This is a genomic window from Marinomonas dokdonensis (genome assembly GCF_052747885.1).
Window position 1 is genome coordinate 70636 of the sequence record NZ_JBRAND010000004.1, and the last position, 14440, is coordinate 85075.

Below are 14440 nucleotides of genomic sequence, written 5' to 3' on the forward strand. Positions count from 1 at the left end.
AGCTTGATAAATGATGATTCAACAAAGGCCCTCTAGCATACTAGAGGGCCTTTTTTAGTCTTCGTAACCGAATAATTGACGTTCTAGTAAATCCACTAGGGTGTGTATCACGGTTAACTGGCATTCGTGTACGCGTGCTGTGCCCAGTAGGTTGATCTTGATCTCTGTGTCATCTCGGGAGGTAAGTGAGGAGACATTTTTGGCTTCTGGGCTTGTCAGTGCCACTATGCTCATTTTACGTTCGTGGGCGGCTTGTATCGCTTGAATGATAGGGGAGGTGTTGCCTCGGTTAGCGATAACAAACAACACATCCCCCGCATTGCCAATGGCGGTTATTTGCTTGGAAAACACGTCATGGTAGCTGTCATTATGGCCGATAGAGAGCAGCGCTGCGCCATCGCCATTTAGATTGATAGCAGGCAAACCTGGACGTTCGCGGTCTAATCTATCTAACATCAAGGTGCTGAAGTACTGGGACAGATGTGAGCCAGTGCTATTGCCGATACAAACCACCTTGCCACCACCTGCTATGCTGGTGAAGATAACTCTAGCAGCGTGCTCAATATAGGGAGGAAGACTTTCTAAAGCTTGTTGTTGGGCTTCAAAACTGTGGGCGAACTGGGTATATATTGCTTCTTGAAAATCCATAATGGTTAAAGTACTGCTTTTAGCCAGGTTAAATGTTGTCGGTCAATTTTATGATCAAATAATACCGCATCAAAGCGACAGGGGTTAGCTAACTTGTTATTTTTTTGTAGCCAAAAGGTGGCACTTTTGGTGATTTTAGCCAATTTATTTGGGTTTAAGCTTTCGGCGGCACTGCCATGGGCCGTTTTGGTTCGATAGCGCACTTCCACAAACACATAAGTTTGCTGATCCAGAAAAATAAGATCTATCTCGCCCAGTTTGCAGAAAAAGTTGTTCTCAACAAACGTTAGCCCTTGCTCGGTTAAATACTGTTGCGCAAATTGCTCGGCTTTTTCGCCATTATTCTTGGCTTGTTTGCGCTTGTTCGTACTGGGAAAAATACTCGTAATCTTGCACATTTACCAAACGTCCTTTTCGGTAAGTCATGATTTCTGGGCGCTTATGGAAAATACCCATGTCGTCCATGCTGATAATGCCAGTATTGGCTGACATCTTGGTATTTGCCAGCTGGGTGAATAAAGAATAGCGATTAGCTAACAAATACGCGTCCGCACCTAAGGCTTGTAAGCGACGTAAAATGTTTGAGCCAGGGTGACTTGGTAGGTTTGATGTCTGGCTTTGTTTGCTGGTGAGAGCTGGAATCTCGGTAAATAAAATGCGCTCGATATCACTGGTGTTGTCGGAAGCCCTAGGAGGGTTGTCGTTTAAGCTGTTAGTCGACAACATAGGGATGGCATCGGCAAAATAGAAGTCGACTAGAGGTCGGATTTGCTTCGCATCGCTTAGTTTGCCCACATAGAAGATATAATCTAAATCTTTGCGTGAACGGGTGGTGGTTTCTACCTGTTCTCCTGTCCAACGCTCAATTAGCTGCTTTCGTTGGTAGCTTTCATCTACCAAAAGCAGCTTTTGTACGGCTTGTTGACGCTCTTTGGATGTACTGCCATAACTTTGATTAGATAAGAGTGTTAAGTGTTCTTTTTCGGCGGCTTGGGCAAATTCGTCCGCTTGCTTCAACGCCCAGGTGTCCTGGGTGCTTAAAATCGCTGCGTTCTCCGCCCCTTGCTGCTTAGCAAAGACAATCAGCTGCTTAATGTCGTCTTCCGAACTTAGAGAGAAGTGGAAGAGATTTTGATTTTTCTGATTAATGTCCAGTTGGTTAAGAGCGATCACAGGGTAGGGTAAATCTAGGTAGCTCAATCTGGCTACATGGTTTTTCTGTAAGGGGCCTATGATCACATCTGGCGTATGGGTGTAGGCTTGCTCTAGCGCCTCTTCGATACTTTCATAAGCATTGGTGTTCACGATAAAGACTTCCGGGCGCTGATCTTTTTTGTGATAGAAAGCCGAGAAGAAACCATCACTAATGGCTTTAGAGGCTTGTTTCAGCGGGCCGGTCGTGGGCAGCAACAAGACAATTTTTTTAGGTTCTAGCTCATTCATGGAAGCTAGGACCTGAAAATCTTGGGGCGGTGTAAGCGCTGCTGGATGTTCGGGGTTTTGCTCCGACCACTCTTGGTAGGCTGCTACCTGCTGATCTAGGGTCAAATTGGTATTGCGTAAGATACTACTAACGTTCAACCACTCGTGTAGCTCAAAATTTTGTCGAGCATAAAGCTGCTCCACTTCATTTTCCGTTAAGTTTTGAATGGCCAGCCATAATTGCTGTTGATTGTAGTCACCTTGATCTAAAGGTAAGTGACGGCTTAATGCCATGCGTATATCGATAACATCTATCCAGTTCTCAAAATGCTCAAGCACCGTGGCGATGGTTTCTTGCAATTGGTTGTGCTTATCAGGATGGCTAACTTCTGGTAGTTGTTCTGCTTGGGTGATAAAGCTAAAACTGAGCGCCTTGTCATCAAGTTTGGCTGTACTTAGGGCTGCCAATAAATTTGCATCAAACTCTAGGTTGGATTTAGTTTTAAGTGGTCCGTTTTCAAGTAAGGCCAAGGCTTGTTGGTAATTACCATTGTGATAGGCCACCTGAGCAGATTGAAAGGCTTCGCTGATGGCTGGCGGAGTTTTGCTCGCCGCATTTGGATGATAAATACTTTCAAGTTGTGTCGCTGTTTGTTGTGCCGGTGTGGCTTGGATACGAGTCACTTGACTGCTGGGCGTGGTATTTAAATTCACGGATCCGCATGCACTTAGCAGAAAAGTACATAAGGTTAATGGTATGATGCGCGGCGTAAAGATGATCATAATCGACAAATACTAAAAGAGACAAAGAGGCAATATGGTAGCACATAGTTCAGATGATGTGAGAGGCACCTTATACATAGTTGCAACCCCTATAGGAAATCTTGACGACTTCAGTAAGCGTGCAGAACAGACCTTACGCGAAGTGGACTATATTGGTGCTGAGGATACACGTCATAGCCGTCGCTTACTTAACCATTTCGCCATCGATGCCAAGCTATTTTCTCTTCATGATCATAATGAAAAAGACAAAGCAGAATACGTGGCCAGCCTATTAATGGATGGCAAGAACGTCGCCCTAGTATCCGATGCTGGCACACCACTGATTTCTGATCCTGGTTATCATTTGGTGGCCCATTTACGAGCTCAAGGCTTAACCGTCACACCAGTGCCAGGTGCTTGTGCGCTAGTGGCCGCTTTGTGTGCCTCTGGCTTGCCGACCGATCAATTCTTTTTCGCAGGCTTTGTGCCAGCAAAATCGAAAGCACGTTGTGATCTTTATGAGTCATGGAAGAGCCAAGCGGGGACCGTGGTTTTTTATGAGTCTACCCATAGGGTTTATGACTCCATCGCTGATGTGGCCAAAGTTTATGGTGACAGCGCGAGATTGGTATTGGCCCGAGAAGTAACCAAAACCTTCGAGACTTTTTTGTCGGGTACGGCAGAAGAAATCTTGGCGAAATTCGATGCGGATGCAAATCAGCTAAAAGGTGAGTTTGTAGTAATGCTAAGTTATGTCCCAGAAGCAGATGATGAATCTGAGCTTGAGGCCAAGCGTGTGTTGTCTATTTTGCTCGAAGATCTACCCGTTAAACAAGCGGCGGCGATGGCGGCTAAACTCACTGGCGAAAAGAAAAATCATCTCTATAAATTGGCCTTAGGCATGCAAGACGCTTAACTAGGCTTCATCGCATTTCGGCAAGTTGGGAGTTTACATCCGTTTTTTAGTGAGTATACTCAGGGCCACTTGTCGGAGTGCCATTTGGCTGAGATCGTACAATTAAGTACGGGATCCGCAGAACCTGATCGGGCTTATACCCCGCGTAGGAAACAAGAAAGCGTTACTTTTCTTATCTGCATCGAATGAGCTACCGCACAGTATGATGCTGATTCTATGCTATACCTCTTTGAAATCACCCATACTTTGCGTTGCTCATGTTTTGAAGCATTAGCACAGTATTGTGTTTAATTCTTTAAACAGCACCTCAGACAAGCAATTCTCCATTTTTAAGGGAAATGCTCATGTCGAACATTACAGAAATAAAAAAACCGAACAAATTAAGCCGTGAAGCCTCACGCTTACAAGCTAAAGCCGTCATTGAATCCCTACAGGGTTCACCTTTTCCTGCTTCAGAACGCATTTACATTGAAGGTTCGGATGCATCGATTCGCGTGCCTATGCGTAAAATCAATGTTACTGACACACCCGTTGGTACGGACCCTAATAATCTAACGTTCGAATCCAATGAGGCCATCTATGTTTACGATTGCTCTGGCCCATACGCGGACCTAGAAGAACACATTGATGTCTACAAAGGCTTGAACCCTATACGAAAAAACTGGATAGAAAAGCGCAAGGATACCCAAGTATTACCACAAGTATCATCCGAGTTTGCTAAGTCTCGTTTAGATGACCCAGAGTTAGAAGCGTTACGTTTCAAACAGAAAACGGCTATTCGTAAAGCCTCTGCGGGGAAGTGTGTTACCCAAATGCATTACGCGCGACAGGGTATCATTACCCCAGAAATGGAATACATCGCCATTCGTGAAAACCAAAACATCGATGCTATTAACAGCGAATTACTGCTAAAACAGCATCCGGGTCAGAGTTTTGGCGCTAATTTACAACAGCGTATTACGCCAGAATTTGTCCGTGATGAGGTCGCTCGTGGCCGCGCCATCATTCCAAACAATATTAATCACCCAGAATCTGAGCCCATGATCATTGGGCGTAATTTCTTGGTGAAGGTAAACGCTAACATAGGTAATTCGGCAGTGACTTCCTCTATCGAGGAAGAGGTGGAAAAACTGGTCTGGTCGACTCGCTGGGGGGCTGACACCGTGATGGATTTGTCCACGGGCAAAAACATTCACGAAACCCGCGAGTGGATTTTACGTAATTCCCCAGTTCCTATTGGTACTGTGCCTATCTATCAGGCCTTAGAAAAAGTTGATGGCGTGGCGGAAGACCTGAACTGGGAAGTTTTTCGTGACACCTTAATCGAGCAAGCAGAGCAGGGGGTAGACTACTTCACCATTCATGCTGGGGTGTTGCTGCGTTTTGTGCCGATGACAGCAAAAAGGCTTACTGGTATTGTTTCTCGTGGCGGCTCTATCATGGCCAAATGGTGTTTGGCACACCATCAAGAAAGCTTTTTATACACGCGTTTTCGTGAAATCTGTGAGATTTGTGCTCAATATGATGTGGCTCTGTCACTGGGAGACGGCTTACGCCCGGGCTCTATTATGGATGCCAACGACGAAGCGCAAATGTCCGAGTTACGCACTTTGGGCGAGTTAACCAAAGTAGCATGGGAATACGATGTGCAGGTGATGATTGAAGGCCCTGGGCATGTGCCTATGCAGTTAATTGAAGAGAATATGCATCAGCAATTGGAACATTGTCACGAAGCGCCTTTTTATACCTTAGGGCCTCTTACCCAAGACATTGCTCCAGGCTACGACCACATTACTTCTGGCATAGGGGCGGCGCAGATAGGTTGGTATGGCTGTGCCATGTTGTGCTATGTCACCCCCAAAGAGCATTTGGGCTTGCCTAATAAAGAAGACGTCAAGCAAGGGCTTATTACCTATAAGATTGCTGCCCACGCAGCGGATTTGGCAAAAGGCCACCCAGGTGCTCAAGTGCGTGATAACGCCTTATCTAAAGCGCGTTTTGAGTTCCGTTGGGAAGACCAATTCAACTTATCTTTAGACCCTCATACCGCCCGAGCTTACCACGATGAAACCTTGCCTCAAGCTTCTGGCAAAGTGGCGCATTTTTGCTCCATGTGTGGCCCTAAGTTCTGTTCCATGAAAATTACCCAAGAAGTCCGTGACTATGCCAAAGGCTTAGAGATGGAAGAGCAGACGCTCGAATTGAAAGCCCTAAGTGAGGCAGAGCAAGGTATGCAGGATATGTCACACCAGTTTCGTAAACTCGGCAGCGAAGTGTATTTAACTCAAGCAGGAGGCATGCTGGATGATTGATGAATCCACCGCTCAAGAGGCGTCCATGGGTTTTGCACCCATGGACATGCAGAAAATGGGCTTGTATCCCGTAGTAGATACGGTCGACTGGCTAGAAAGGGTGCTAAAGCAAGGGGTTAAACTGACACAATTACGTATCAAGGAACCCGACCCTTTGCAGCTTAAGGCACAAATTACGCAAGCTATTGCTTTGGGCAAAAAGTACCAAGCTCAAGTTTTCATTAATGACTTTTGGCAGCATGCTATCGAGCTTGGAGCCTATGGTGTCCATCTGGGTCAAGAAGACCTGTATGACGCGGATCTTCAGGGTATTCGCCAAGCAGGATTGCGCCTAGGCATAAGTACCCATGATGAGCACGAAATGCAAAGAGCCTTGGCGATTCAGCCTAGCTACATAGCCCTTGGGCATGTTTTTCCTACCCAAACCAAAATGATGCCATCTAAGCCTCAGGGCTTAGAGAAGCTCAAAAATCAGGTGATAAAGCTGGCTGGCAAGGTGCCAACCGTAGCCATTGGTGGAATCAGTCAACAGCGTTTTGCGGATGTCGTCAAAACTGGGGTCGACAGTGTGGCCGTGGTGACGGCTATAACTTTGGCGGATGACCCAGATCAGACCCTCTTGGATTTACAAGCCAGTTTTGCCGCTAACACAAGGAAGCAAGTATGACAGAGAGGTTAACGATTCGCTTAAATGATCAAGAGCATGAGTTTGTCGGACGCACTTTACAGGACCTTTTAGAGGGTTTAGGCCGTGATCAGCAGGGCATTGCCATCGCGGTAGATCAACAAGTCGTGCCAAAAAGTCGCTGGGCGCACACCGAATTGGCGAGTGGCAGCCAAGTTTACATTTTTGAATCCATAGCAGGAGGCTAACCATGAGCAATTTAGTCATTGCCGATCACGAGTTTGGTTCACGCTTATTCACTGGCACGGGAAAATACGCCAGTGCTGAGACCATGATGACGTCGCTGGTGGCCAGTGAAAGTGAGCTGGTGACCTTGTCGTTGCGGCGCATGGATCTACAGAACAACAGTGATAATATTTTGCAGCCTTTACAGCATCAGGGTTTAAAGCTGTTACCCAACACTTCTGGGGCACGTACTGCCAAAGAGGCGATTTTTGCGGCTCAGTTAGCTCGGGAAGCTTTGCAAACCAATTGGGTGAAATTAGAGATTCACCCAGATCCTAGGTATTTAATGCCAGATGGCATGGAAACATTATTGGCCGCTGAAGAGTTGGTGAAGCAAGGCTTTGTGGTCATGCCCTATGTGCATGCCGACCCCGTGTTGTGTAAGCGCTTAGAAGAAGTGGGTTGCCAGTGTGTGATGCCGCTGGGCTCACCGATTGGCTCCAACATGGGCTTAGCTAGTCGACCTTTTTTAGAAATTATCATTGAGCAGAGTAATGTTCCTGTCATTGTTGATGCGGGTATTGGCGCCCCTTCCGATGCGGCTTTAGCGTTAGAGATTGGAGCGGATGCAGTGTTAGTGAATACCGCCATGGCCGTGGCGCAAGACCCTAAAGCCATGGCACAAGCATTTCGCATGGCGGTGATCGCTGGTCGTATGGCCTATGAAGCGGGGTTAGGGGAAAAACAAGTAAAAGCCCAAGCCTCTAGTCCGCTAACAGAGTTTTTAGGAGCTCTATCGTGACAGGTCAGCTCATTGGAAGTGATCGTAAAGATAAGTTTGCACCGGTACAAAGCCCTGCGATGGCGGGGCAGTTTAGTGCTTGGTTAGAGAATGTCGACTGGTCGCAAATTGTCGAGCAACAATCTCAAATTACTGAGCAGGATGTGTTAAAAGCTTTAGCTAAGCCAAAACGCAGTGTGGCGGATTTTGCCGCGCTTATTTCTCCTGCAGCGGAACCCTTTTTGTTGCAAATGGTGCTGAAGAGCGAACAGCTTACCAAGCAAAGGTTTGGAAACACCATGAGTTTGTTTGCGCCTTTGTACCTGTCGAATACCTGTGCCAATGAATGTACTTATTGTGGCTTTTCCATGAGCAATGCCATTAAGCGCTTAACTTTGAATGAAGGGCAAATAGCCGCGGAAATCGCGGCCATTAAAGGCAAGGGGTTTGATCATATCCTTTTGGTCACTGGTGAGACAAAACGTGTCTCTATGCCATACTTTGAAAAAATGCTGCCCCACATCAAACCGCACTTCAGTCAGCTTTCAATGGAAGTGCAGCCGTTGGAAACAGAGGAGTACGCCAGATTACAAAGCTTGGGCTTGGATGCGGTGCTGGTGTATCAAGAGACTTACTCGAAAAAAACCTATTTAGAACATCATTTGCGGGGTAATAAAGGGAACTTTAATTACCGACTGGACGCTCCGGATCGCCTAGGAAAAGCGGGCATTCATAAGATAGGGCTAGGTGTTTTGTTGGGCTTAGATGATTGGCGTTTAGATTCGGTGATGATGGCTTATCATTTAAGGCATCTGCAAAAAAACTATTGGCGCAGTCGTTACAGTGTGGCCTTTCCACGTATTCGCCCTTGTGAAGGAGGGATTACGCCGAAAACTGTGATTTCTGATCGTCAATTGGTGCAATTGATCGCCGCTTGGCGTTTGTTTGATGCAGATGTGGAAATGAGCTTGTCCACCCGTGAGTCGGCGGAGTTTCGTAACCATGCGGTGAACATGGGCTTTACCACCATGAGTGCAGAATCTAAAACACAACCTGGTGGTTATGCTGAGGATGCACAGCAAGCCCTTGAGCAGTTTGAAATCAGTGATGAGCGCAGTGTTCAAGAGATTGCCGCTATGATACGAGGACAAGGGAAAGAGGTGGTTTGGAAAGATTGGGACCCAGCATTGTGTTGATTGTGTTCGCATGATATTGCTGGTTGTTGTTTGACATTTACTTGCGCCTGTCTCGTTCCTCGACGCGTCAGCGTAAATGCCAAAACAACAACCAAATTAACTTGAAGGGATTACGCAGAACCTTTGCTAGCCACTTGTGGTGACGATCGGTTGTGCTTCACATTTACTTGCGCCTGTTTCGTTCCTCAACGCGTCAGCGTAAATGTAAACCCACAACCTTCTTTTGGTCTACGCAACATTTCCTGATGACCAACCGTAGGTCACACTTCAGTGTGACGCGGAAAATCTCTTGAAGAAAAAGTAGCTTCTTGACCGAGCTTTCGTTCCGAGTGGTGGCATAATTAAGGTTGTGCTTCACATTTACTTGCGCCTGTTTCGTTCCTCAACGCGTCAACGTAAATGCAAACCCACAACCTTCTCTTGGTCGACGCAACATTTCCAATATTTTCTGATGATCAGTCGTAGGTCACACTTCAGTGTGACGCGGAAAATCTCTTGAAGATAAAGTGTGCTTTCCAGTGAGTTTTTGATCCTCAACGCGTTAGCGAGAATGCAAAACAACATCCAAATTCATTTAATTGAAGCGGGGCGGTAGAAAAGGTAAGCGCAACCCGAAGGCTGCGCGTTTAAATAGTTGGTGAGAACTATTGGGAGTGGATAATCTCTGTAATGCCTTGAGCTGAAAAGATTTCAATCCAATAACCGTCTGGGTCTTGTATGAAAGCCAAGCCTTTCATTGAACCGTCGTCAGGTTTTTTAACAAAATTCACGCCATATTTTTCAAAGCGTTCACAAGCTTGATAGACATTTGGAACGCTGATGCCGATATGGCCAAAGCCTTTTGGCGCGTCGTTGCCATTATGGTAACCAGCAAAACTGTCGTCGTTTTCACTGCCCCAGTTATGGGTGAGCTCAACTAAGGCTGGGCGTTTAAACACCCACTTAGTTTTTTCTGGACCATCTTCTTCGGGTACGTTTTCTTCATAACCCAAAAAATACAGGGTGAATTTCATGGTAGGGAAGTCGTATTTGCCTAGTAGTTTCATCCCCAAGACATTTTGATAAAACGCTAAAGAGGGTTTTGGGTCTTTAATGCGCAGCATGGTTTGCTGCATCACATACCCTTCGGTTGCCTGGGATATTGCTTCGGGTGATTCGTTAAATGATGACATATAGAAAGCCTTTTCTGTAATGAGTTAGGGTATTTTATGAGGTAGCATGGGCGGGGTACAACAAAGAATTTTGCAATCAATAAGGTCATTGTCATTAGTGAATAGAGGAAGCTATGTCTGAGTATTATGCAAAAGTGGTTTGGCAGCGTGGTAGTGATGAGGCTTATACAGATAATAAATACAGTCGTGCCCATCAATGGTCGTTTGATGGTGGGTTGAGCGTGCCAGCGTCCTCTTCACCTCATGTGGTGCCAATGCCTTACTCTAATGAGGAAAATTTAGACCCAGAAGAGGCGTTTGTGGCGTCTTTATCCAGTTGTCATATGCTGTTTTTCTTATCCATTGCCGCCCAAAAAGGCTTTGTAGTGGATCATTACTTGGATAATGCTATCGGTGTGATGACTAAAAATAGTGCGGGCAAAATAGCGATGACAGAAGTGCGTTTACGTCCACAAGTGAACTTTTCTAGTGGCCTGCAACCTTCATTACAAGAGTTGCAAGAAATGCATGAGCTGGCTCATGATAAATGTTTTATCGCCAATTCCGTGACGACTAATGTGGTGACGGAAATCTTACTTGCTGACGAGGAAGCTAACGAATATGGCCAAAATTGAATTGGAGCCTAGGGTAAAAGCCAAAATGATCGAGCAGCTAAAGGAATACCTTGATCAAGAATTGAATACTCAGATCGGCACATTCGAAGGGGAATTTTTCCTAGATTTTATTAGCGAAAATTTTTCTGCTGCTTTTTATAATCAAGGGCTTGCCGATGCTCAGCAGGTGATGATGCAGAAGATAGATACTATTAACGAAGATATATATGGCTTGGAAAAGCTGGATAACAGTTGATGGCAAAGAACGAAAAAGGCGCCCTATAAAATAGGACGCCTTTTTGATGTTTACTGACTTACTGAGCGGAATAACTCAAAGTAAGTGGGGAAGGTTTTGGAAGTACAACCCGGATCATTAATGGTTACAGGTGTATCCGAGAAAGCCACCAGTGAAAAACACATGGCAATTCGGTGATCGTTATAAGTATCGATCGCAGCATGTTGTAGGTTTTTAACCGGAGTGACACTGATGTAGTCTTCGCCTTCTATAACCTCAGCGCCTAGTTTCTTCAGTTCAGTGGCCATAGCATATAAACGATCTGTTTCTTTTACACGCCAGTTGTAAATATTACGAATCGTTGTTGGGCCATCGGCAAATAGGGCTGTGGTGGCTATGGTCATGGCGGCATCAGGAATGTGATTCATATCTAAATCCACCCCCTTTAGCTCGTTACGCTCAGCTTCAACCCAAGTTGGGCCGTAAGTGATTTTGGCACCCATTTTTTCCAGTACTTCTGCGAATTTTACATCGCCTTGCACGCTGTCTGTGCCAATACCATGAACCTTGATTTTACCACCAGCAATGGCCGCAGCCGCTAGGAAGTAAGAGGCTGAAGAAGCATCACCTTCCACCATGATTTCGCCTGGGCTTTGGTAGGTCTGGCCGCCTTTGACCACAAAAGCTTGGTAATTTTGATTTTCAACGTCCACGCCAAACTGCTTCATGGCATGCAAAGTAATGTCTATGTAGGGTTTGGAAACCAATTCACCTTCTACTTTAATGGTTAGGTCACCTTGAGCTAGCGGCGCACTCATCAAGATAGCCGTTAAGAACTGGCTGGAAATATTACCTTTAATAGAAACTTCGCCGCCTTTTAAACCATTGGCGTGAATGCGTAGCGGCGGGTAGCCGGTTTCACCTTCATAACGAACATCAACGCCTAGGTGTTGTAGAGCATCGACTAGGTCACCAATTGGGCGTTCGTGCATGCGCGGCTCACCGTGTAGGTGAAATTCACCTTGGCCCAAGCATAGGGCTGCGGTTAATGGACGCATGGCGGTACCAGCGTTGCCCAAGAATAAATCGCCTTTATCCGCTTGGATTGGGCCTGCTAATCCATCTAGGTAACAAGTAGTACCTTCATCTTCAAGACGGTAGTTCACACCCAGTTGCTTCAAGCTGTCTAACATATGGCGAATATCATCACTGTCGAGCAAGTTGGTAATTTTAGTAGTGCCTTTTGCCAAGGTGGCTAAAAGTAAAATGCGGTTCGAAAGGCTTTTTGAACCAGGGATTTGGATTTCACCATTGGCGCTGCTTAGGGGGCCAAGTGTTATTGAATTCATGTGTTTGTCCATCACTAAGAAGTTGTTTTTTATATGCTTTAGAAGTTTGTTAGAGAAAGTTAAGTAGCTTTTTATTAGGTGTAGAAGTATTCCGTGTAGTGGTGGTCGCTTCGCTCTTAATGAAGAGGTCCGTCTTGAATGCGGATTAGTATACCTAGGAAGAAGTGGGATGTCATTTTCAAAAAAATTCATACAAAAGAAAATCTATATAAAGATATTGTTGATAATGGTTATGATAATCATTATTATTTGCAAATAGATTACATGGACGGGTCGAACTTTTCATTCCAACTAACTTAGGTTTTAGATATGCAGTTTAAGAAAAAAGAATTGGTTGTCCTTATTTGCTCTTGTTTAGGTGCGACTAGTGCCGCGTTTGCCGCAGAGAATACGCCTTTAGAGCTAGATTCCATTATTGTTTCCGCTAAGGCGCCAGTGGATGAGAGCAGCTATTCGGGCTCGGTAAGTGTGATAACAGCGGAAGACATACAAGCCAGTGGGGCGAGTGACATTACCGATATCATCAATATGTCCCCGAGTGTGCAGTTAGTGAAAACGGGTAATAACCCAGCCTTGGCGCCTCAAGTTCGAGGTTTTAGTTCTGAACAAGTGCTGATTTTGGTAAATGGTAAGCGTATTCCAAATACGGACCGAAGTGTTCCTTCTGAGCCTGCTTATCGTTACGGGCTAGTACCGGTCGCGAATATTGAGCGTGTCGAAATTATTCGTGGTCCAGCGTCTAGTCTATACGGTGCTGATGCTCTAGCGGGTGTGATCAATATCATTACCAAAAAAGCGACAGCGGAATGGACCGGCTCGGTTTCCCTTTACAGTGAGATAATGGATGATGCAAATGGTGGTGATGGCCAAGGCTTAAGTCTTTCTGCCTCGGGTGCTGTGACTGACAATATTGATCTTTTGATTTCTGGCGAGGCCACTTCAACGGATGAAATTCTTGATGAAGATAATTTGGCCAGTCTGCAGTCTTCCAAAGATGTTGATAATTACCAAGTTGAATTGGGGGTTGATCTGGACAATGGTGATCGTTTTGAACTGGGCGCCATTTCGTCTGACGAGCGTTCAAAAGAATTTAGGAGTACTGGTGAAGAAGGCGATACCACAGATATTGAAAATAAGATTTTCACGGCAGAATACTTCACTAACATAAAAGGCTTTGATACGTCTGCCTCGTTAACAACGGGTGAAGCAGATGTGATTGAAGGCACGAAAGTGTGGACAGTCAATGAAGATGATTTGGCGTTAGATACGCAAGGTTATCTGAATGATAAAAACTACTTGAGCTTAGGGATCAACTACCGCGAAGAGGAGGCTATCCGTGATGATACCACTACTTTCCAAGATAAAGTTGATGCCACTACTGTGACGGCTCAGGATGTTTTCCAAGTTACAGAAGATACCAGCTTAACCTTTGGTGTTGCTTATGACTCTCATAGTAAATATGGCAGCGAAACCAGCCCTAAGATCAGTGTCTTGACCAAACTGACTCCAAGCATTGGCTTTAAAGCTGGCTATGGTAAAAGTTACCTAGCCCCTTCTATCAGTCAAGGGTCGTCCAGTTATGTGGTCAGTGCAGGGCCAACTCGTCAATACCAGGGTAATGATGATCTAACGCCTGAAACTGCGAAAACGGCGGAGGTTGGTTTAACTTTCCAACAAACTAATTCATCGGGTGCTATTACCCTGTTCCGTTCGGACGTAGAAGATTTGATCTCCACCACGTCGACTACGACATCAGGCTTTACTTCTGTTCAGTACAACAATGTCGACTCGGCTATTTTGCAAGGGCTAGAGGTGAATTGGTCGGTATACAGTGATGATGCAGCCCGTAAATTAACCCTAAGTTATACCTACCTAGATACTGAAGATGAATCAACAGGTAAAGAACTGACGGATCGAGCTGATCACCTTGCTAAGCTAAATTACCAACACAAAGGTGCCTTTGCAGGTTTTGACCTAGATGCTGCCGCTCGTTATGTTGGAGATCAGTTTACCGATGATGATAATACTGAGGTTATTGACGCGTATTTCGTTGCCGATCTTGGTGTCAGCAAGCAAGTATTTGACAATACTCGCGTACGTTTTGGTATCAATAACTTGACCAACAAGGTTGTGCTTAACGACTCAGATCAATACCTAGAAAGCGGTCGCTCTTACAAATTGTCTCTGACATCAACTTTCTAATT

General features: G+C 45.4%; 14 protein-coding genes and 1 riboswitch. Of the genes, 9 read left to right on the plus strand and 5 right to left on the minus strand.

What is annotated here, in order from left to right; translation table 11 throughout:
- Window positions 1-54 precede the first annotated feature (54 nt).
- Genes ACUM5Y_RS11115 through ACUM5Y_RS11125 form a run of 3 tightly spaced genes read right to left on the minus strand, consistent with a single transcriptional unit; the run spans window position 55 to window position 2784 of the window.
- Window positions 55-648 (minus strand): SIS domain-containing protein, encoded by a 594-nt coding sequence (locus ACUM5Y_RS11115; RefSeq protein WP_445976945.1) that lies wholly within the window; start codon window positions 646-648, stop codon window positions 55-57.
- A 5-nt stretch (window positions 649-653) separates the two neighbouring features.
- The gene (locus ACUM5Y_RS11120) at window positions 654-1046 is read right to left on the minus strand and encodes a YraN family protein (RefSeq protein WP_445976946.1); all 393 of its coding nucleotides are present in this window, start codon (window positions 1044-1046) and stop codon (window positions 654-656) included.
- Entirely contained in the window at window positions 988-2784 is a 1797-nt protein-coding gene (locus tag ACUM5Y_RS11125) for a penicillin-binding protein activator (protein WP_445976947.1), read from the minus strand. The genes ACUM5Y_RS11120 and ACUM5Y_RS11125 overlap by 59 nt, the downstream gene beginning before the upstream one ends.
- Before the next feature lie 103 nt (window positions 2785-2887).
- On the opposite strand from ACUM5Y_RS11125, the gene rsmI reads away from it, so the two are divergent.
- The 6 genes from rsmI to thiH all read left to right on the plus strand — a co-directional run bounded on the left by rsmI (window position 2888) and on the right by thiH (window position 8887).
- On the plus strand, window positions 2888-3748 hold the full coding sequence (gene rsmI / locus ACUM5Y_RS11130) for a 16S rRNA (cytidine(1402)-2'-O)-methyltransferase (protein ID WP_445976948.1): 861 nt from the start codon (window positions 2888-2890) through the stop codon (window positions 3746-3748).
- Window positions 3749-3811: 63 nt separating this feature from the next.
- Window positions 3812-3917, plus strand: a riboswitch (TPP riboswitch).
- 175 nt (window positions 3918-4092) lie between these two features.
- Complete coding sequence (thiC, locus tag ACUM5Y_RS11135) at window positions 4093-6060, plus strand: phosphomethylpyrimidine synthase ThiC (protein ID WP_445976949.1); 1968 nt, start codon at window positions 4093-4095, stop codon at window positions 6058-6060.
- Entirely contained in the window at window positions 6053-6727 is a 675-nt protein-coding gene (gene thiE / locus ACUM5Y_RS11140) for a thiamine phosphate synthase (protein WP_445976950.1), read from the plus strand. The genes thiC and thiE overlap by 8 nt, the downstream gene beginning before the upstream one ends.
- Window positions 6724-6933: a sulfur carrier protein ThiS gene (thiS, locus tag ACUM5Y_RS11145; RefSeq protein WP_445976951.1), complete on the plus strand. Its 210-nt coding sequence runs from the start codon at window positions 6724-6726 to the stop codon at window positions 6931-6933. The genes thiE and thiS overlap by 4 nt, the downstream gene beginning before the upstream one ends.
- A 2-nt stretch (window positions 6934-6935) precedes the next feature.
- The gene (locus ACUM5Y_RS11150; RefSeq protein ID WP_445976952.1) at window positions 6936-7712 is read left to right on the plus strand and encodes a thiazole synthase; all 777 of its coding nucleotides are present in this window, start codon (window positions 6936-6938) and stop codon (window positions 7710-7712) included.
- Window positions 7709-8887: a 2-iminoacetate synthase ThiH gene (gene thiH, locus ACUM5Y_RS11155; protein WP_445976953.1), complete on the plus strand. Its 1179-nt coding sequence runs from the start codon at window positions 7709-7711 to the stop codon at window positions 8885-8887. Before ACUM5Y_RS11150 ends, thiH begins: the two co-directional genes overlap by 4 nt.
- A gap of 644 nt (window positions 8888-9531) precedes the next feature.
- Here thiH and gloA read toward each other — a convergent pair.
- The gene (gene gloA / locus ACUM5Y_RS11160; protein WP_445976954.1) at window positions 9532-10059 is read right to left on the minus strand and encodes a lactoylglutathione lyase; all 528 of its coding nucleotides are present in this window, start codon (window positions 10057-10059) and stop codon (window positions 9532-9534) included.
- Between the two features lie 113 nt (window positions 10060-10172).
- On the opposite strand from gloA, the gene ACUM5Y_RS11165 reads away from it, so the two are divergent.
- Both ACUM5Y_RS11165 and ACUM5Y_RS11170 read left to right on the plus strand, forming a co-directional pair.
- A complete protein-coding gene (locus tag ACUM5Y_RS11165) occupies window positions 10173-10673 on the plus strand; it encodes an OsmC family protein (protein ID WP_445976955.1) in 501 nt (166 codons plus the stop codon).
- Window positions 10660-10908 carry a DUF2164 domain-containing protein gene (locus ACUM5Y_RS11170; protein WP_445976956.1) on the plus strand — a complete coding sequence of 83 codons (249 nt, stop codon included), beginning with the start codon at window positions 10660-10662 and terminating at the stop codon, window positions 10906-10908. The genes ACUM5Y_RS11165 and ACUM5Y_RS11170 overlap by 14 nt, the downstream gene beginning before the upstream one ends.
- A 50-nt stretch (window positions 10909-10958) precedes the next feature.
- On the opposite strand, the gene aroA is transcribed toward ACUM5Y_RS11170, so the two are convergent.
- Complete coding sequence (aroA, locus tag ACUM5Y_RS11175) at window positions 10959-12236, minus strand: 3-phosphoshikimate 1-carboxyvinyltransferase (RefSeq protein ID WP_445976957.1); 1278 nt, start codon at window positions 12234-12236, stop codon at window positions 10959-10961.
- A 309-nt stretch (window positions 12237-12545) separates the two neighbouring features.
- Between aroA and ACUM5Y_RS11180 the strand changes: the two genes are divergently transcribed.
- On the plus strand, window positions 12546-14438 hold the full coding sequence (locus ACUM5Y_RS11180) for a TonB-dependent receptor plug domain-containing protein (protein WP_445976958.1): 1893 nt from the start codon (window positions 12546-12548) through the stop codon (window positions 14436-14438).
- Window positions 14439-14440 lie beyond the last annotated feature (2 nt).